The 18,665-nt window shown below is 58.8% G+C and carries 16 protein-coding genes; 13 read left to right on the top strand and 3 right to left on the bottom strand.

The features are described from left to right. Window positions 1-10: 10 nt before the first annotated feature. The 7 genes from V8686_RS17475 (at window position 11) to V8686_RS17445 (ending at window position 8,842) form a co-directional block, all read left to right on the top strand. The gene (locus V8686_RS17475) at window positions 11-406 is read left to right on the top strand and encodes a hypothetical protein (protein WP_340696238.1); all 396 of its coding nucleotides are present in this window, start codon (window positions 11-13) and stop codon (window positions 404-406) included. Continuing rightward, entirely contained in the window at window positions 403-573 is a 171-nt protein-coding gene (locus tag V8686_RS17470; RefSeq protein WP_340696237.1) for a hypothetical protein, read from the top strand. The genes V8686_RS17475 and V8686_RS17470 overlap by 4 nt, the downstream gene beginning before the upstream one ends. After that, on the top strand, window positions 574-1,032 hold the full coding sequence (locus V8686_RS17465) for a hypothetical protein (protein ID WP_340696236.1): 459 nt from the start codon (window positions 574-576) through the stop codon (window positions 1,030-1,032). After that, window positions 1,029-2,534 (top strand): DUF7139 domain-containing protein, encoded by a 1,506-nt coding sequence (locus V8686_RS17460; RefSeq protein WP_340696235.1) that lies wholly within the window; start codon window positions 1,029-1,031, stop codon window positions 2,532-2,534. Before V8686_RS17465 ends, V8686_RS17460 begins: the two co-directional genes overlap by 4 nt. 60 nt (window positions 2,535-2,594) lie before the next feature. Next, entirely contained in the window at window positions 2,595-4,982 is a 2,388-nt protein-coding gene (locus V8686_RS17455) for a VirB4 family type IV secretion system protein (RefSeq protein ID WP_340696234.1), read from the top strand. A gap of 78 nt (window positions 4,983-5,060) precedes the next feature. Beyond that, window positions 5,061-7,019: a spermidine synthase family protein gene (locus V8686_RS17450; protein ID WP_340696233.1), complete on the top strand. Its 1,959-nt coding sequence runs from the start codon at window positions 5,061-5,063 to the stop codon at window positions 7,017-7,019. Between the two features lie 236 nt (window positions 7,020-7,255). Beyond that, complete coding sequence (locus tag V8686_RS17445; RefSeq protein ID WP_340696232.1) at window positions 7,256-8,842, top strand: ATP-binding protein; 1,587 nt, start codon at window positions 7,256-7,258, stop codon at window positions 8,840-8,842. Window positions 8,843-8,957: 115 nt separating this feature from the next. On the opposite strand, the gene V8686_RS17440 is transcribed toward V8686_RS17445, so the two are convergent. After that, entirely contained in the window at window positions 8,958-9,368 is a 411-nt protein-coding gene (locus V8686_RS17440) for a helix-turn-helix domain-containing protein (protein ID WP_340696231.1), read from the bottom strand. A gap of 404 nt (window positions 9,369-9,772) precedes the next feature. Here V8686_RS17440 and V8686_RS17435 point away from each other — a divergent pair, with 404 nt between their 5' ends. Further along, the gene (locus V8686_RS17435) at window positions 9,773-10,150 is read left to right on the top strand and encodes a hypothetical protein (RefSeq protein ID WP_340696230.1); all 378 of its coding nucleotides are present in this window, start codon (window positions 9,773-9,775) and stop codon (window positions 10,148-10,150) included. Between the two features lie 627 nt (window positions 10,151-10,777). Here the strand turns inward: V8686_RS17435 and V8686_RS17430 are convergent. Then, window positions 10,778-12,241 (bottom strand): orc1/cdc6 family replication initiation protein, encoded by a 1,464-nt coding sequence (locus V8686_RS17430; protein WP_379706956.1) that lies wholly within the window; start codon window positions 12,239-12,241, stop codon window positions 10,778-10,780. A gap of 761 nt (window positions 12,242-13,002) precedes the next feature. Here V8686_RS17430 and V8686_RS17425 point away from each other — a divergent pair. Genes V8686_RS17425 through V8686_RS17415 form a run of 3 tightly spaced genes read left to right on the top strand, consistent with a single transcriptional unit; the run spans window position 13,003 to window position 15,056 of the window. Beyond that, on the top strand, window positions 13,003-13,776 hold the full coding sequence (locus V8686_RS17425; protein WP_340696229.1) for an adenylate/guanylate cyclase domain-containing protein: 774 nt from the start codon (window positions 13,003-13,005) through the stop codon (window positions 13,774-13,776). Continuing rightward, on the top strand, window positions 13,773-14,351 hold the full coding sequence (locus tag V8686_RS17420) for a hypothetical protein (RefSeq protein WP_379706954.1): 579 nt from the start codon (window positions 13,773-13,775) through the stop codon (window positions 14,349-14,351). Before V8686_RS17425 ends, V8686_RS17420 begins: the two co-directional genes overlap by 4 nt. A 60-nt stretch (window positions 14,352-14,411) precedes the next feature. Then, the gene (locus V8686_RS17415) at window positions 14,412-15,056 is read left to right on the top strand and encodes an HhH-GPD family protein (RefSeq protein ID WP_340696227.1); all 645 of its coding nucleotides are present in this window, start codon (window positions 14,412-14,414) and stop codon (window positions 15,054-15,056) included. On the opposite strand, the gene V8686_RS17410 is transcribed toward V8686_RS17415, so the two are convergent. After that, window positions 15,053-15,427, bottom strand: a complete 375-nt coding sequence (locus V8686_RS17410; protein WP_340696226.1) for a hypothetical protein — start codon at window positions 15,425-15,427, stop codon at window positions 15,053-15,055. The genes V8686_RS17415 and V8686_RS17410 overlap by 4 nt on opposite strands. A 155-nt stretch (window positions 15,428-15,582) precedes the next feature. Here V8686_RS17410 and V8686_RS17405 point away from each other — a divergent pair, with 155 nt between their 5' ends. Together V8686_RS17405 and V8686_RS17400 are read left to right on the top strand one after the other, a co-directional pair. Then, window positions 15,583-16,731 carry a DNA cytosine methyltransferase gene (locus V8686_RS17405; protein WP_340696225.1) on the top strand — a complete coding sequence of 383 codons (1,149 nt, stop codon included), beginning with the start codon at window positions 15,583-15,585 and terminating at the stop codon, window positions 16,729-16,731. Next, window positions 16,679-18,664: a BbrUII/HgiDII family restriction enzyme gene (locus tag V8686_RS17400; protein WP_340696224.1), complete on the top strand. Its 1,986-nt coding sequence runs from the start codon at window positions 16,679-16,681 to the stop codon at window positions 18,662-18,664. The genes V8686_RS17405 and V8686_RS17400 overlap by 53 nt, the downstream gene beginning before the upstream one ends. Window position 18,665 lies beyond the last annotated feature (1 nt).

The following is an 18,665-nucleotide window of genomic DNA, read 5'->3' as shown; positions in this document are numbered from 1 at the left end:
GTGAGCCAGAATGCCTGAAATCGAGATTCAATTCAGAAGTGAGGCCGAGTACCGCCGGCTCCGGGCGATCCGGGACAAGTACGGCGTCCAGTGGCGCGGGATGCTGATTCAGGGCGCCAAGCGTCTCGAGGGCCGAGAGCTCAGATTCGCGCTCACACCGGACGATCCCGATCGCGAACGTCGGCAGTCGGAATCGGACAGTACCGACCGAGGTGAGCAACCCATCGAGTCGCCGACTGATGCCGAGACGCACGAAACACCAGCTCGGTCGGATACGTCCACCACCGATCATCGACTCGATTCGCGCCTGTTCGATGCGAACGGCACGCTCCGAACAGTCAAGTCCGAGACAAACCGCCGGGACGGCGGCGCTGTCGAATTTGCTGTGGAGAGGGCCGAGCGATGACCTCGACCCGCATCGTCATCAAGGACGACCGGCAGTTCGAGCAGCTTGAGGCCGTTCGGGAACGTCACGGAGTCAACTGGCGCGGGATGCTGATCAAGGGAGCCGAGCAGCTGGAAGCCGGCGGAGTTCTCCCATCCGGAGACGAGTGTCTCGGGGAGGATGGATAGATGCCCGACCCCGTCCCGGTCGCGAGCAACCTGCTGGAGTCGAAGTTCCTCGGCTTCTCTGTGAAGCGGCTCGCCGAGTCGCTCGCCATCCCACTCGCCCCGTGTGCCGTCCTCTACACCATCGGCTTCCCACTGCTGTTCACCTTCCCGCTATTCGCCCTCGGGATCGGTGTCGGCGGGCTGATCTTCCTGAAGACGCCACCCGGCCAGCGTCCCCTGCGGTATGCGCATGCCGTCTTCCAGTACAAGACCGGGTCGAACGTCTACGTCTGGCGACATCCTGATCCCGAGGACGGAGATCTCGGCGCCGGCGTCACGCAAGACGAGTGGATTACGAAATCCCCGGTGACAACTGCTGATCAGTTATCAGACCCCGAGGGCGTCGACATCGCCTACCCCAGTGGCCTCGAACGTACCCGTCCGAATGTCGATGGATCGACGTTGGAGGACAGACCGTGACCCCCGAGAGCGGGGCGGGCGCTGGAGGATCGACGCTCGACCTCCTCGGCTTCGAAAACGTTCGCGACGGTGGTGTCATCGAGACACCGACGGCATACACGATGCTGATCGAAATCGAGCCCCGCGAGTGGCTCACGCTCTCAGAAGAACGCCGAAACAGCCTGTACGTCTCGTACATGACGTTCCTGCGGGGTCTGCAGTTCCCAACGCAGTTCCTGACACTGACCACTCGCTTCAACGGCGACCAGTATATCGAGAAGTTCGTCGGGGTGGACGCTCCGGGTACACCGACCGGTCAGCCGACGGCGATCGTCGACGATCAAGACGACGCAGAGGAACCGGCCACCGACGGCGGTGCGGCGGTCGGGGCAGACAGCGACCGGGTGACCGACTCACCGCTCCTCGGATACGGCCGAATCGCCCACGCTGAATGGCTGGAGCAGACAATCGCGCTTGCGAACGTTCGCGACCGGCGGTTCTTCGTCGCCGTCGCAGTCAGGAAGGGCGAGGACGATGAGGACGGGCGTTTCGACGCCATCACTGATGCACTTCCCTTTGGTGATCGCACGACGGCTGTCGACGACGAAGAGCCGTATCTCGACGAGGTCTGGGCCCGGGTCCAACGGGTCGCCTCGCAGTTGCCGCGCACGCAGGTCGAGACGACTATCCTCGATGACCGCGCCGACGTCCTCGACATTCTCTATCAGGTCTACCGAGGCCAAGAAGCCCCGATTAGATTCGAACACGGCGTCTTCACACAGCCGGATAAGGACACGCTGACCGATCCCGCGACCGACGAACCGCTCGATCTGGCGACGGCGTTCGAGCAGGCCGACCGGGAGGCTGAACTCGCTGAACCGGAGTCCGATCCCGAGCCTCGCCCCGAGTCGACTGGTGATCTGCCGTACGGCGGGCGCGTTCAGGAGGAGTACATCGACCAGGTCGATAACTCCCGTATCCTCGCCTGGTACGCCCGGACGATCGGCCCAATCGGACGCGGAAAGCACTACCACTCGCCACTGTCGGTGTATGCCGGCGTGACGCTGTTCGCGACAGCGCTCCTGTTCGCGGCCACGGCCCTCAGTGCGTTCCTCGGAAGCGGTCAGGTTGGAGACGTGCCGTACTTGCTCGTGCGAGAGGCGTCGTTCGGGCTCGCAGCCGGAAGCCTTCCGACGTTCCTGCTGAGTCTGGTCATCCTGCTCCCGTCGGGACGGCGATCGACAGCCATCGGCCTCGCCGGCGTCGGTGTGACGGCCGTCGCTGTGGGGCTGTTCGAGCAGGCGTATCCGACGCAGTGGACCAGCACGCCGACCGGGACCACGGCCCTCGTCGTCGAGGTGTACGCCGCGGGGCTGTTTCTGCTGGTCGTCGGCGTCGCACTTGCGCTCCGGGCCCGTCGCAGCGCTCTCGACGTAATCGAGGGTGATGTCGAGCAGCTTGCCGACGCGGTCGTCGACGAGGATCACGGTGGGGCAGATCCACCGGAGGGAACCGATGTTTGAGCGACTTCAGGAGTTGTACCGACGGCCGATCACCCCGACCGCACACGCAGAGACCAAGAGATGATCAAACGAATCACGCAGGCATTCAGTAACGAGACGACGGAGGAGTCGGTCGAGCGCCGCCCGATCGACGAACTCTCGGGCGATGAGACGCGCCACGCGCTCGACTACCTCGCGCTGCTCGACCGCGAGACCACCACCGAGAACATCGAGTGGGCGGCCTACCAGCTGCAGGCCGAGGACGTCGACCTCGCCACCCCGATGGAGACGCTGAAAGAGCGTGGCGAGCTCGACAAGCGGCTCATCGCTCCCCGAGTCGTCCAGGACTACCCGAAGTTCCAGGTCCGTGACGACCGCATCTCGCAGGTTCTCACGGTGACCTCGTTCCCCCGGAAGGTGGGCCTCGGTTGGCTGGTGCCGCTGACCCTAGCGGATGTCGATCTGCGGCTGTCGCTCCACGTCCAGCCGCGGGCCGCGAAAGACGTCCGTCGCCAGCTCCAGAAGCGCTACACGCAGGCCGTCACCTCGCTGTCGGTCAAACAGAAACGCGGCCGTACCGACACCTACCAGGACGAACTCGAACGGCAGGACCTCGAACGGCTCCTGCGGAACACCATCCGCGGGACGACCAAGCTCTACGATGTCGCGATTTACCTCGAACTGGTCGCCGACACGCAGGAGGACCTCGACGAGATGCTCGACCGGGTGGAGGCCATCCTCGCCGAACAGGACGTCGACCTCAGCCCGGTGAAACACCAGCAACTCGAGGCCATTGGATCGGTCGCCCCACTAGCGAGCGACACCATCGACAACACGCACCCGATTCAGCTCGAGGCGCTGGGGACGTTCTTCAACCTCGTCGAACCCTCCATCTACGACCCCGAGGGCGTCCTGTTCGGGTTCGACGATACGAAGCGGCCTGTGATCCTCGACCGCTACGCGCTGTCGGGCCACTCGATGGCGATCTCGGGAAAGACGGGGTCGGGAAAGAGCTACTTCCGGAAGCTGGAGATCTACCGGCGACTGCTCGCAGACCCGAACGTCCAGTGCATCCTGTTTGACCCGGCGGGTGACGACTACCCGCGGTTCGCACAGTCCCTCGGCGGCGAAGTGATCCGCTTCGGCGGGAACTACACCGTCAATCCGATGGACATCTCGCCGCCGGCGGATGCCGAACAGGAGAACGGCGACGACACCTACGCGCTGACGATTCGGTCGGTCATCGAGATGCTCCACACTCACTTCGACCAGCGTGACGGCATGTCCGCCGGCGAGGAGGGCATTCTCATTCAGGCCGCCCATTACGCCTACATCTCGAAGGGAATCATCCTCGGCGAGTTCGACACCTACGGGCGGGAGTCACCCACGCTCGACGACCTCATCCGCGGTGTCAACGTGATCGCTGCCGGCGGCCTCGAAGCCGCCCACGAGGCGGGTGTCATCGACGGAGTCGAACTCGGACAGTTCCAGTCCTACGGCGTTCCGAACGCCGAAGAGGCGGAGCTCGGCGACGAGGTGGGACCTCTCCACGGAGGGGTAATCTCGATCTCGGATACAATCGTCACGCCGACCGACCATCATCAGGAACTCGCTCGGAGCCTCCAGCCGAAGTTCGAGTCGTTCAAACCGGGAGGTATCAACCACAACCTGAACGGCCAGACGAACCTCGATCTCTCCTCACGACTCGTCGTGATGGACATGAGTTCGTTCGCCGACACCGGCGAGATGCCGCTCATCCTCCATGCGATGCTCTCGTGGGCCTACCTGGAGGCGAAGCAGTCGCCCTACAAGGTGGACGTCACGTTCGACGAGGCCCACTATCTATTGGGACGACCCGCTGCACGGGACCTGATCAACCTGTACATCCGCCACGCGCGTCACTACGAGGCTGGACTGACGCTGATGAGCCAAACCGCCCACGAGTTCGTCCGGACGAACGAGCGCCGCGAGGTCTACGAGAACTGTGACGTGAAGTGCCTGTTCTACGCCGAATCGGTCTCGGAGCAGACGGCAGAGTACTACGGCTTCTCGACCGACGAGATTCGATTCATCCAGACGGCAGCCCGCGGACAGGATTCGGACTACTCGGAGTGTTTACTGGCGACTAGCGTCCACGGGCGGCGCCGCCTCGAAATCCGGAGCGGGCCGTTCGAGCACACCGTCTTGGACGACGCGCTCGATCCGTGGGACTGGCTCGCCGGCGTCGAGGGGATCGACCTCGCCGAGGGTGACGGAACACCCAGAGACGCGGCATTCCACGAGGACCTCAAGATGACGGACCTCCCGCACGTGATGAACCGCGATATGGACCTTCAGATGGCGATGGAGGCCGATCACGAGGATGTCCACGCGGCCGACCTCAACGACGTCGTCGACGCCGACCCGGAGATCGATCCTGACGGGGGGTCGGACGCAGTCACGAACGGCCACACGACGGAGGAACCGTGAAGCAACGGCCGGGCGTCGCGACGGATCGGTCGCATCCGGGTAGCGTGAGGCTCGCGACCACATCGGAGGGGCAGATCGATGGCTGACCTCCTGGACCTCGGCTGGCTGCCCGACGCAATCGTCCGGGCTATCTTCGAGTTCCTCCGCTCGATTCTGGTCAGCGCGATCAACTTCATGTTCAATTTCGGGCTGAAGCCGCTGCTGACCATCGAGCCCTCGATTATGACGAGCGCACAGGTCACGGGCGGATGGGACGACGTCTTCCGTCTCTCGATCGCGCTGTTGCCCATCCTAATCGCCGGCGGATTGATCGCGATGCCGTTCAGTCAGGACCGCGAGACCTCGCTGTGGAACATGGTTGCCCGCGTGGTCGCAGTAATCTTCTTCATCGCGATCTCCCAGCCGCTGTTCGGGTTCCTCATCGAGGCGTCGAACGCGGTGACCAACGCACTCGCCCCGACGACGTTCGTCCTCACGTTCAATGCCGACCTCGGCGGGAGCTGGGGCTCGACACTCGGGCTGGGCGTTGAGGTCATCGCGCTCCTCGTCGCGGTGCCACTGATGTTCATCGCGACGATCATCGCGTCGGTGCTGCTGGTCCTCCGGCAGTTCATCGTCGTCACGGTCGCCGTCGGAGCTCCCTTCTTCGCCGTACTGTGGTACGCGAACTGGGGGCCGATGAAATCGATCAGTAATTTCGCTGCGACGTGGCTCCGGATGGGTATATATGCGCTGCTCGTCGGCCCGATAATCGCTCTCGTGATGCGCGTATTCAACGTGATCGCGACCGGTGGAATCTCTGCGAGCGGTGACGTCGCTAGCTTCTACGTCTCAGCAGCACTGGCACTGATCTTCCCGATCATCCTGTTCGTCGTCATCTGGAAGACAATTGGGTGGGCTGGGCAACCGCTCGGCGTCGACGCCGCGTTCACGATGACCGTCGCCGCCGCAATCGCCGCCACTGGGGTAGGAGCAGTCGCCGTCGGCGCTGGTGCGGGTTCGGGAGCCGTGAGTAGTGCTTCGAAGTCGAGTTCTGGCGGGACAAGTGGAAGCGGGAGTGGAGGATCGTCAGGTGGATCCTCTGGTGGCGGCACTGCTGCAGATCCCTCTGCGGCCACCGGGAACTCAACTGTTGGCGGGACGATGCGCAGTAGCGTTTCAGAGGCGATCGGAACGCGGGAGTCCGCCGTCGAGAACAGCGTCGATTCAGCACCCGGGTTGTTTACCAGAGGAAAAGATTCGGCTGGCGGACTGGTCGCTGGCTCACCAGTCGTGAGTACTGCACGGACACACGCGAGCCGAGCGGGCTCCACAGCAAGGAAATTTGGCTCAAAAGCAAAGAACCGTGGAGTGGCTGGCGCTAGGAGAGCGGTTGGGACAGAGAGTATCGATAGTCATCGGAAAGCGATCAGCCAAAATCTGGACGCGGCCGACGAAGCCGAAGCGAACCGAAACTTCCTGACAGATGCGTACCAAGACGGAGAATTCAACGTTGCCGAGGCTGCCGCTCGTGGAATCCTAACAGGAGACGAAGCACCTGCAAATGAGGTCTCTACTGTCATACCAAACGCAGAGGGGAAGGTGGCGTACGAGACGGCAACTGGTGAGGAAATGACGATCGACCTCAATGACAGAGCCCAAACGTTCGGTCAGAGAGCCGTGTCACTCAGGGATGATGCGTCGAGATCTGCCCGAAGCGTGAAGCGAATCAAGGCCGCGCAGACGGCTGCGAAGACACCCGGCAGAGCTGCCATCTCAACGGGACGGGCAGGCAAGCAGATGGGGAAAACCGGTGTCCAGGCCGGAAAGGCTAGTGGAATCGTCTTTGCCGGGGCTATGACACGGAGTCCCTACGCGGCCTACAATATGGGGAAACGCGGGGGAAAACACCTCATCGGCCCCGGATCCGAAGATAGTCTGGCCAACCCCTCTGACGGAGATGACATTGACTGGACAACCAAACTAGAGGATGGACCAAGTCAGGCGACGGATCCACCGTGGGATGAAGACAGGGGGGAACCATCGGAGACGCTCTAGAGATGTTTTGACTGCATTCCTCCGTTTACGAACCGGTCGTTCCTCCGGTGCGAGAAGTTATAGCGTAGTACCGGCATGAAAGGAACATAGACCTCTGTGAACGCATCTGTCGATGCCGTTCTCAGTAGGTGTACGGACGTCGCGGCTCACATGACCATCCACCCCCCGGCGCGATCCCCTCGCGGGGATGGCGATACCCGTCCCATCACGGCTCGCAAAATCACCTCTGTGATCCAATGAGTATCCTCGATACTGTACTCGCAGTAGCCATCTTCCTCGGTCTCTTCGCGAGCGTCGAGTACGTGACTTACCGGGTCATGGAACGCAAGCACGAGAAGCGAAGTATTTATCGACTGTTATTTATGCTCGCATGGACCACGCTGGCGTTCGTCCACATGTGGGTGGTCGCTCCTTTACTCAATCTCCCACCAACCGCCGTAGTAGCGCTCGGTCTAGGTATTTTGACGATTTATGTCGGTGGTGGGTTAGGAATACCCGTCTTCAAATCGATCGGCGTCATCGGACTCTATCCATTCGCACTCGTGTACGAGTTGTTCGTAGTGTTGTTACTTTTCGCCGAGGCAGTGACGTTCGCCACCTCCTTCGTCACGGTCTCGCAGTTCGGTTTCCTTTCGACTATTGTTCCTGGCGACTCTCGGGTTCAAGCAATTATTGGACTGGGTGCTGCAGCTTCGCTAGTCGCGGTGATGTACTACAACCCCGATGGAGAAAATGGGTATCACTACGCCGCCGGAGGTCACGTGACGCCCTCCGTCGACTACGAGAAGTTCAGACGAATTCGGGAGGAGGACATAGATCAAAATGAACAAGATGAGTCACTCCGCCAAGCAGACTCCTCTAGAACATCCGATTCAGGCGGTAAGAGCCACCACTCTTACTCGACCAAAACACCAGCCAAAGCATCTTCCATGGGAGAACTCGAGTACAATTGGACTCGCTCAAACATCAGCTTCGACGACGTCGCCGGCTACTATGATGTGAAAGAACGACTCGCTGAAGAGGTCCTCCAGCCAGTCCAAGCAGCGGCACGTGGTGACGACCGATACGATCGATTCGGGATCGAACCGTCACGTGGGATTCTCTTCTACGGCCCACCAGGTACCGGCAAGACCCTGTTCGCGAGAGCGCTCGCTGGCGAACTCAATATTCCGTTCCTTGAGCTGGGCCCGGCGGACGTGACCAGCAAGTGGATTAACGAAGGACCTCAGCGGATCCGACAGCTCTTCGAGGAAGCCGAGGCAGTCGGCCCCTGCGTCATCTTCCTCGACGAGGCCGAGCACCTCTTCGGCGGTCGCGACGTCGGCGCTGGTGGAGCGCACGCCGAGGACAGAAAGATCACCAGCGAGTTGCTCGTTCATCTCACCGCCGACGATCGAACGGCCATCGTCATCGGAGCAACGAATCGACCCGAAGACATCGACCCCGCAATTCTTCGCCCTGGTCGACTCGCGACGCATGTCGAGATCGGTCTTCCGGGAGAGGAAAGCCGTCACGCGATTTTCCAGTCGAAATTGCGGGGGGTTCCACATGACCTCACCGGGGACCAACTGGCACAGCTCGCGAGCCACACTGCCGGTCTCAGCGGTGCCGACATCGAGGAACTCGTTACAGATGCTAAGCGCCGAGCTGCACAACGGGATGCACAGACAGTCTCCGTCGAGGATTTCCCTACTCCCGAGGAACTCGATACGATGACGAAAGACATCCATCCCGAATCGACTGCCGACGTCGATCTATCCGACATCGATGGTTCCGCCTCAGAGAACACGTTCGACGACGATTCTACTGTCGGGTTCCAGTAGGTGTCGGTAGCCAGGGCCCTGAAGCGGAGTGTCTTCGAAGTTACCCCACGGAGTAGAATCATCTGAACAACGTGGGGTAACTTTCTATCGCGTCTACGTCGAATCGCTGAATCACTCACCGTTCGGGACGCGGGGCGGACTCGTAGCGCTCGATCTCGGCGGTCTTCTCGAGCCGATCGTAGATCTTCCGGAGGGTCTCCTTTGCGCGCAGTAGCTTGTGCTCCTCGAGGAATCGACGCCCCTCCTCGCTGATCCCGTAGAACGTGTACGGCAGATCGTTCTGCCGGCGGTCCTCAGGGAGTTCGACTTTCTCGACGATGCCCGTCTCGACGAGGCGCTGTAGATGCTGGCGAATCGTCGTTTGACTCCGGCTCGGATTGGCGTAGTCCAACTCCTTCAGTGTCGGCAGCCCCGACGGATGCCCGAGGATGTCCTGGATGAGCGAAAATCGCGTCTCCTGAGTGACGACGTTGAGTCGCTCGCGAACAGTGTCGAGATCACCATTCCACGAATCCGTTCCATCCATGATAGACGAACTATCCAATTCGGTGGTAAGCGTTTCGCCGAAAACCGAATTACTTGAACCGACTGAGTACCTCTGTATCGGCTCTCGATGCTGCAGAAGGTCACTATCGGAACAAACAAGAGCAAAATCACGATTAACAAAATCGTGATTTAGATAATCGCCAGTATTATTCTCCAGACGGGTGTTACCCGTCGGTTGATCCAACAGTCCCGTTCGACGAGGAGTGATGAAGTGCTTTCTGGAGGTGTCAGTTTCCTGTCCGTCGTCGTCGAAGATCGAATGTCGAGTATTCAGCCGTAACAAGTCGTATCGAGCAGTCTTACACTTCGATGACGGGGGGTGAACATCGTCAAATCTCAAAGTTACCCCACAGATTGATGTAATATGCCGTTCGTGGGGTAACTATGGCCGAGGACGTCCCGGAGAAACCGCCCGCACCAGAGTTGCCGAAGTATCTTCGCGAACCACTCGAGAACCAATCCCCGGAACGGCTGGAAGCAGTCGCGACGTACGCGGCTGATCTGGCGGAATGGAAACGTCGACAGCGACAAGAAGAACTCGAGCGTCGACGAGCCGAGGAAGAGGTCGATGAGGAAGACCTCGAGGAGCTGGACGAGCGCGAGATCTCGACGGATCCAGACGATTATGAAGACGTCCCGACGAGTGGTGCGTATATTACGGTGAAAGAGACAAAGCCCGGTTATCACTACTTCTACTGGCAGTGGCGAGAGGGCGATTCTTGGAAGAACGAGTATGTCGCCCCCGTGAATCCACGAGAGTAGCGAGTGGTCACGAAGGGGGCGGACACGATCCCTTACCGATTACTCGGGACCCTCCCCCCCCGTCATCGATGTGTAAACTCTCGAGGGCGGAAGGGGGTCAGAGGCGAGAACAGCTGAGAGAGGTCGGAAGCACCACGAACAGGACGAAGAGACGCCGAGACAGGAGAACCATCACATATTCCAGGACTGTTACTAGTCTGACGAAGTTTTATATGCCACCCATCAGTACCGTAACCGCAATAGCGCTTATCGCGAAGGTTCGGAGGAGTGGAACTCCGACGTACCGAGCGGGGAACAGCTTCCTCATCGTGTTTGTTTTAGTGTCTCTTTCCCGTGAGACTGCGGCTCTTGTGGCCTCTCTGGCCGATCCGCGTCTTGCTCCTCGTCCTCTGTACCCTCCCTCTGGTGAGGATTTACACTTCGATGACGGGGGAAGGGGGTTCACGTCCTACCCGTCATCGAAGTTCCTCCGTGGATCGATCACCCGAGAACAATCTCGTCCAGTTTGATTGGCTCTGTGGGGATTCGAACGCTATCAACGTGCAACTCGGGGAAAAGAATCGGTTACACTTCGATGACGGGGGGTGACGTCTCCATAGAAACGGCGTCACGACATCGGAGGTGCTCTTACTTCTCGTGGAATTCGTTCAACTGAGCATTGACGACCGACTGAAGGAGCTCATCTTGGCCACCGATGGTTTCTAGCCTCGTGTCCTCGACGATTCGATCCATAATCGCTGTTGGATCTCCCGTGAACGTGAACTCCATGTACATCCCACCACCACGTCCTCGGCTTTTCCTCGACGTCGAGATCAATCCATACGTGGAGAGCTCTTTCACGTACTTGACGTAGGTTTCTCGAGTCATTTGATCGGCATCGAGTTCGTCCGTGACCCACTGATAGACTTTGAACCCGACTGGACTCGGAACTGAACTTCCCGACCGCCTGGAGTGTCGGGCGACCGCTGCTGTCGCATACAGGGATATCTTCTTCTGGGTCGTCAACCCCTCAACGAGTTTCAGTGATCGGTCCTTGTCGATCTCCTCCTGCGATTCACGGACGTGTTCCTCGCGAACTTCCTCTTCCCCGCGTTCGTCAGCGAGATCACCAGCACCGCGGAACAGATCGATGGCCTTCCGAGCGTCACCGTGGCTTTGCGCTGCGAACGCCGCCACCAGTGGAATCACGTCATCTTCCAGTGCATCAGGCCGGAAGGCGTCCCGCCGATTTTTGAGAATCTGGCGCAACTGATTGGCGTCGTAATCGGGGAAGTAGACGTCTCGTGGATTGAATGAGCTCTCTGCACGCCCGTCGATGTTCTCCATGAACTTCGGATCGTTCGTCAACGCCGCAACTGAGACCCGTCCCTCGATTTCGTTCGTATTGCTCGCACGGGAGAGCTGGTAGAGCAATTTCGAGTAGGCCGGCTCGTCGTTTGCGCGTCGGCCGACCAGGAGGTCGATCTCGTCGAGGATGAAAATGACCGAGTCATAGTTCTCGTTGATGAGTTCGTACAGTCGACGGTACTTGCGTTTGGTCGACACTCCTGTCTCAGGAACGCCGACCTCTGCGCCCACGTTCTTCGCGACGGTTTGAACGAGTTCGTAGACCGCCTGGTCGAGCGTATTGATCGGTTGGCAATTGATCGAGACGACGCCGAAGCGCTCTCCCTTCGACTTACAGAGTTCGATGATTTGCTCCGTAACAGCTCCGACGATGAGTGATTTTCCCGTGCCTGCTGGACCATACAACAGCATGTTCGGCGGCCGATTCCCCTGTAATGTGGGTTTCAGGAACGAGACAACGGACTCGAGCTGGTCATCGCGACCGACGATCCGTTCCTCGTCGATGATCGTATCCGGCTCGACGAGATCTCTATTGTCGAAAACCGACGCACCACCCTCCTCATCGAGCATATCGCGGATGGAGCGTTGCGCGTTCTCCGCTGAATCTACTTCATCACGTGCTGAAGCGGAGTTACCGGCGGCATCCACTTCGGCGGCGTCGGTTTCAGTTTCTGCCGCCTGAGAACGTGTTTCTTCTTCTCGAAGGGTAGATTGATCCGTCCCACCCTGATCGCTACCGGCCATACGCTTGCTGCATTCTGAAGGCATAAAAAGATTCACCACCGTCGATGTCTATCCTGCCGCTACGACGAGTCTATTCCTCACATTCCACGTCTTCGGTCTTACCGTGTCTGAACCGACGACGAAGTACTATTCAGCCGCCTCGTCATCCGAGACCCCCCGTCGTCGATGTGTAACCGGTTTTCGCTACTCTGAGCGCGAACTGTCTTGATTTGAACTTGACTTTCAGTAACCTATCAGGTACACCCCCCGTCATCGATGTGTAAGCCATACGTCTGACGCCCCGCCATCGAAGTGTAAACCCCGTCCGACCACACCCCCCATCATCGATGTGTAACACCGCCGTCTTGCCATTAGGTCTTACAATCAGGAGAAATTGAATGAATGGCTACTCTTGTTTGAGCCCTCTAAACATATCTAGGTCTGCCTCCCGAGTTCCGTCAAGCTCCCGTCCGATGTTTGTCCGGTCCCAGCCGAGTGGTGAGAGGATGCTTTCGATGGTAACTCCGATCAACACCTATATCGAAGCCTGGTCAGGACTCCTTCCTGAAGAGGCTGATGAGTGTACCCTCTCTACAACTAAATGGTGAGCCTATGAGTGACGGAGCTCGTGGTCAAATATCAGATTATAAGGCCGCGCATTAGATTTTTCGGAGAACCATCGATAGAACCCGACGAACGTGGAGTCCTTTGCCATGCTCGGGATCTCTATTAGTTTCGTTGTGCGGGAAGGTTTTAGCGGGTCGCCTGTCCATCCATCCGGTATGACTCTTACAGTTCAGGATCTTGATGAACTCTTGGACGAAATTTTCGAGGATCTCGAAGATCACGCCGAGCTGGTTGACGAACGCCTAGAGGATATCCCACGGGGCCGGACGATGCCGGATTTAGAGGATATGCGGCTCTACGACGCGAAGAAGTTCCGTCTGGGAATTGTGTTCATCGACATCAACGACTTCACCGACTACACCAGTGACAACCCAGAGAAAGACGTCCTTTTCATGCTGAACGTGTTCATCCCGAAGATCATGGAACTCGTTCGGGACATGGATGGCGCCTTCGAGAAGAACACAGGCGACGGCATCCTCGCGTACTTTGGCGCGGAAGATGACGATGAAACCATCGCGGAGACCGTACTGCTCTACTACGCGCTTGTCCAGGTACTGCTGCACATCGGCGTGAACCCCTTGTTGGAACGGTACGACGTGGAGCCAATCTCCATCAGCGCCGGAGCGGCCCTAGGTCACACCCATATCTCGCGGATCGGGATTCACAGCTTAAACCGTCGCACAGCGGTTTCCACGACAGCGAACGTAGCGTCAAAACTCACCGATATCGCCGGGACGAACCAGTACTATGTAAATCAGGGCATCTACGAGAAATCGAACAAAGAGGACGGTTTCGGAAGTATGTTGGAAGAAGTCGGTGGGTTGGAAGGATTCCGCTGGGGAAGTGATTTCAAGGGCTGGACCTCGCCCTCCAGGTACTACGAGTTCCCGAACATCGGTCTCCAGGCGTACGAGGAGGCGATGTCATGAAGGACGAACAGGAATCCTTTGTCTACGCCGTCCAAAGCCATCTGAACACCTACATCAAGGTCGCGGACCAGAAAGCATCCATCCTGCTCACCGCGCAGCTGGCGTTCCTCGGCCTGTTCTCAAACGCTCTCCGCACCCTCTTCTCCGATACCGGTCTCCTGTTCCACAGTCTCGCCACGCTCACCACGGTCGCAGCACTTGCTGGGATCTTTCTCGCTGGCTGGGTCGTCTACCTCGAACACAACCACCGGATGTCGATGAGGGATTTTTCTTCTGGAACGATATCCTGGACTACTCCTCGGCAACCTCCTACGGTGATGCGCTCGCTGAGCTTGAGGACGGCAGGATTCACGACGAACTCACTTCTGAAAACTATACCTTGGCCGAGATCGCCCAGGAGAAATACTACTATCTCCGAATCTCGCTCCGTGCTACGGCAGCCATGGTTGTATTCGCGTCTCTTGCTGGCGGGCTGTATCTCTTCTAGACGAGGTCTAGGTACGTCCCGATCAGCTCGTCGTCCATCCGGGGAGCGTCCAGTAGAGAGAGTTCGAACGTTCGGAGTCCTTAGCTAGGGTCGGAAACCAGTGCGGTGGAGAACCTTTCATTTACCCCAGCAACCTACCCTTGCAGCAGTGACGCACCGGCAAACAGTCGAACACTTCCGCACAGACCTACTCCGCTGGTCGGACACCAATCTGCGGTCGTTCCCCTGGCGCGATACGACCGACCCGTACGAGGTCTTGGTCGCGGAGATTCTTCTCCAGAAAACATCTGCCGAAAAGGTGGAACCCATCTACTCAGAACTCCTCGAAACCTATCCCACTCTCAACGCGCTGGCCGATGCCGATCAGGAATACATCGGGGACATTATCTACTCGCTCGGCTTCCAGAACCAGCGGAGTAACGCCCTGATCAAGATCGGGCAACAGCTCCTTGACACAGGAGTCCCCGACGACTTCCGCGGCCTGTTAGAACTGCCGTACGTCGGCCGGTACGCCGCGAACGCCACACTGTGCTTCGCCTATGGCGAACCCCGACCGATCGTCGACGCGAACGTTGTCCGCGTCTACAACCGCATCTTCGACAAGGAATTCGATTACCGAGGAGAAGACACCTGGTCGTTCGCTGCCGCTGTCCTCCCCGCGGACGATGCACGCCGGTTCAACCTCGCAATCCTGGATTTCGCCGCGATGATCTGCCAGCCGAAAGTCCCGGACTGCGACAACTGCTTCTTCACCGATTCCTGTCACTACTACCAGTCGAACCAGACCGGTTAGGATTCCACGTTCATCGTCGATTCCTTAACCTCCTCGAGCACAGCCCACTCCAGACCGGCAGCAAGGAACATGTACAGGTAGTCGTACCAGAACTCGAAGTTCACGTCCTGCTCCGCGTACTCCATCAGGTGCTCGTTTGCCGCCCCGTTGTAGAACGCGTCAGGGTAAGCGTCGTCCAATTCCTGAAGTTCCTTCAGGACGTCGCTAGTCGTGTGCTTCATCAGGTATGAATCGTGGGTCAGGTTGTGAACAACGTCGCCGATGTCCTTTCCCTGTTCGTCCGCCCGTTTCCGGGCAAGCCGCGCGAACTCTCCGACCTTCTCCTTCATCGAATCTGCGGTCATGACCGGTTCCCATTCGTCGTTGTACATTGTTGCTATCGCCTTGTTCCGCCGGTTACATGAATGTTCGTAGCACCGATCTTCACCCGAAACTATCGATGTGTATGATTTCTGCACGGGGTGCAAGACAAGCGTCAGACAGCGTCACCAAACGTTTTATTATAAATCTAGTTCACGTTAGCCACATGGATATTGCCGGCGTTGATCTGTTCTGTGGCGTCGGAGGGTTGACTCACGGGTTTGAGAGGGCTGGAATCCCTGTTGTTGCCGGAATCGATGTCGACCCCGACTGCCGGTATCCCTACGAGGAGAACAACGATGCAACGTTTGTCGAAGCTGACGTTTCCGAGATGGCAAGTGGGGATGTCGCCGACCTGTTCCCGGACGGCAGCTGTCAGGTCCTCGCAGGTTGCGCGCCGTGCCAGCCGTTCTCGAATTACAACAATGGCGTGGACAGTTCGGAGATGGAAGACTGGGCGTTGCTCACCGAGTTCGGCCGACTGGTACGGGATATCGAACCCGACATCGTGGCGATGGAGAACGTACAGGAAATCCGGAACCACCGGGTGTACTCCGATTTCATCGACACCCTGTTCAAAGCCGGGTACGACATCTCCATCAACAAGGTGGACTGCGAGAAGTACGGCGTCCCCCAGTCACGGCGGCGTCTCCTGGTTATTGCATCCAAGCACGGAGATATCGGGTTGATAGATCCGACGCATACTGGGTACAACGGCCACGTCTCCGTGGAGGAGATGATCGGTAACGACGAGCTGAACCCGATCGAAGCAGGTGAGGCGGACAGCGAGGACCCGCTTCACCGAACGCAAACCCTGTCCGAAATCAACCTGAAACGGATACGGCAGTCCACGCCCGGCGGCACCTGGCGGGACTGGGACGAGGAACTCATCCTGGACTGCCACAAGAAAGACAGCGGCAGCACGTACGACAGCGTGTACGGCCGTATGGAATGGGAAGGAACTGCGCCGACCATCACCACCCAGTTCTACGGGTACGGCAGCGGCCGGTTCGGCCATCCCGAGCAGAATCGTGCGATTTCCCTCCGCGAGGGGGCTATGCTGCAGACGTTTCCCAAAGACTATTCCTTCGTCGAGGAAGAAACAGACGAGATATCATTCAAGCAGATCGGGCGGTTCGTCGGCAACGCAGTCCCCGTTCGACTTGCAGAAGTGATTGGCGAAAGCATACTCCAACACCTCGATAATACCAATGTCACAGACGGAATCGAAACCCAAAGCGGAGGAGGAAACGCCGTACGAGATGTCGCTCAGCCTCAACGTTCTGAATCATCTGGGGCTGAATCTTTACAGTAACGTTCCGGCCGTTCTCTCGGAGGCTGTTGCGAACGCATGGGACGCTGACGCCGAGCACGTTGATGTCTCCATAGAACCTGAAGAGGAGCGAATCGAGATCGTGGATGACGGCCACGGCATGGACCTGTACGATGTGAACAACCGGTATCTCCGTGTCGGATACCGGCGTCGGGAGGACGAGGAACGGCCGAACACGACGCCGAAGCACGACCGGCCGGTGATGGGGCGGAAGGGTATCGGGAAGCTCTCACTGTTCTCCATCGCCGAGACCGTTGAGGTGTACACAACGAAGGACGGGGAAGAGCACGCCTTCCGGATGGTCGTCGACGAGATCAAGGAGGCTATCGGCGAAGAGGAACCGGGGAACAACGCGATGCAGCCGCAGAGCTACGTGCCGACCCGTATCGATGACTTCCCCGACGACCACACTGAGGGGACGAAAATCGTTCTGAAGGATTTGAAGAAGCGGGTGCACACAGCCGAGAGCGCGTTGCGGAAGCGGTTGGCGCGACGATTCAGCATCCTCGGGTCTGAGTACGATTTCACCGTCACGGTGAACAGCGAACCGATCGACATCACGGACCGCGACTACTTCCACAAGATCCAGTTCCTCTGGACGTTCGGTGACGACCGGTACGTCGACTACTGCCGCGACGCCAAACTGGAGGAGCACGAACACCGGTCCTCAACCACCGAGAGCGGGCACGAGGTGGAAGGCTGGATCGGGACGGTGGAGAAGCCACGCGACCTCGTTGAGGACGTCCCCGGTCGCGGTTCGGAGACCGACGACCTGAACAAGATCTCGTTGATGGTCCGCGGGAAGATGGCGAAGACCGACGTGATGGAGGACTTCAACGATAGCCGGATGTTCACGAAGTACCTCGTGGGCGAGATTCACGCCGACTTCCTGGACTATGACGACGAGGAAGATATCGCGACCTCGAACCGGGAGGACATGGTCAAGGACGATCCCCGGTACCAGGAACTGCTTGATTTCATCCGCGGCGAGCTCAACCATATTGCGAACAAGTGGGGCCACCTCCGGAACGAGCAGGGCTCGGAAGAAGCTAGACAGATCGGTGTGATCGACATGTGGTACGAAAGCCTGTCACCGGACAACCGGGAGCAGGCGAAGAAACTGTTCGGGAAGATCAACCAGATGGCGGTCAACGACGAGGACGACCGGAAGGAACTGTTCAAGTACGGCGTACTCGCGTTCGAGAACCTGAAATACAAGGAGAATTTGGAGCAGCTGGAGTCCACGTCGGCGGAGGACGCCGGGAAGGTGGCCCGTATCCTTGACGATTTGGAGGATATCGAGTCCACGCGGTTCCACCAGACCGTCACTCAGCGTCTTCGCGTGATCGAGAAACTGCAGCACAAACTGGAGGACAACACCTTGGAAGCGGTGCTGCAGGAACATATCGGGGAGCATCCGTGGCTTTTGGATCCGTCGTGGGAACGCACCGCGGGCACCGACCTGATGGAGGACTGGGTGCGGATCGACTTCACCGAAGAGGAAGATGAGGCGGCCGGCCGTCTGGACCTGAAACACATCCGCACCGCCGGGAAGCACGTCATCATCGATCTCAAACGGCCGGACTACACGCCCACCCGGTCCGAGCTTGAGGAGCAGACCGAGCAGTACCGGGAAACGATCAGTTCACTGCTCAGCAGGAGCGGCCGTGCGGAGGAACCGGTGGAAGTCGTGTTCGTCGTCGGCATCCAGCCGGTTGATGAGGACAACGATGAACCGTTCGGAAACCCGAACAAGTCACTGGACGTGGGCGATGCTCGTGTCCAGCTGTACAAGAATCTGCTTGAGTCGTCCCGCGAGGCCTACGAGGAATACATCCGGAACCGGCCGGAAGCCGGACGTGTCTCCCGGCTCCTGAACGAGATCGACGCTGGCGACACCCTGAACGAGAACTGAA

The sequence above is a fragment of the Haloplanus litoreus genome, assembly GCF_045690335.1.
In the GTDB taxonomy this organism is placed as follows: Archaea; Halobacteriota; Halobacteria; order Halobacteriales; family Haloferacaceae; genus Haloplanus; species Haloplanus litoreus.
The sequence above is the reverse complement of the archived record's forward strand: the minus strand, read 5'-3'. Positions and strand labels throughout refer to the sequence as shown.

What these genes read in the sequence shown, in the direction of transcription:
- V8686_RS17475 (WP_340696238.1), top strand. Translation starts at nt 11, where the DNA reads ATGCCTGAAATCGAGATTCAATTCAGAAGTGAGGCCGAGTACCGCCGG.
- V8686_RS17470 (WP_340696237.1), top strand. Translation starts at nt 403, where the DNA reads ATGACCTCGACCCGCATCGTCATCAAGGACGACCGGCAGTTCGAGCAG.
- V8686_RS17465 (WP_340696236.1), top strand. Translation starts at nt 574, where the DNA reads ATGCCCGACCCCGTCCCGGTCGCGAGCAACCTGCTGGAGTCGAAGTTC.
- V8686_RS17455 (WP_340696234.1), top strand. Translation starts at nt 2,595, where the DNA reads ATGATCAAACGAATCACGCAGGCATTCAGTAACGAGACGACGGAGGAG.
- V8686_RS17450 (WP_340696233.1), top strand. Translation starts at nt 5,061, where the DNA reads ATGGCTGACCTCCTGGACCTCGGCTGGCTGCCCGACGCAATCGTCCGG.
- V8686_RS17445 (WP_340696232.1), top strand. Translation starts at nt 7,256, where the DNA reads ATGAGTATCCTCGATACTGTACTCGCAGTAGCCATCTTCCTCGGTCTC.
- V8686_RS17440 (WP_340696231.1), bottom strand. Translation starts at nt 9,368, where the DNA reads ATGGATGGAACGGATTCGTGGAATGGTGATCTCGACACTGTTCGCGAG.
- V8686_RS17435 (WP_340696230.1), top strand. Translation starts at nt 9,773, where the DNA reads ATGGCCGAGGACGTCCCGGAGAAACCGCCCGCACCAGAGTTGCCGAAG.
- V8686_RS17430 (WP_379706956.1), bottom strand. Translation starts at nt 12,241, where the DNA reads ATGGCCGGTAGCGATCAGGGTGGGACGGATCAATCTACCCTTCGAGAA.
- V8686_RS17425 (WP_340696229.1), top strand. Translation starts at nt 13,003, where the DNA reads ATGACTCTTACAGTTCAGGATCTTGATGAACTCTTGGACGAAATTTTC.
- V8686_RS17420 (WP_379706954.1), top strand. Translation starts at nt 13,773, where the DNA reads ATGAAGGACGAACAGGAATCCTTTGTCTACGCCGTCCAAAGCCATCTG.
- V8686_RS17410 (WP_340696226.1), bottom strand. Translation starts at nt 15,427, where the DNA reads ATGTACAACGACGAATGGGAACCGGTCATGACCGCAGATTCGATGAAG.
- V8686_RS17405 (WP_340696225.1), top strand. Translation starts at nt 15,583, where the DNA reads ATGGATATTGCCGGCGTTGATCTGTTCTGTGGCGTCGGAGGGTTGACT.
- V8686_RS17400 (WP_340696224.1), top strand. Translation starts at nt 16,679, where the DNA reads ATGTCGCTCAGCCTCAACGTTCTGAATCATCTGGGGCTGAATCTTTAC.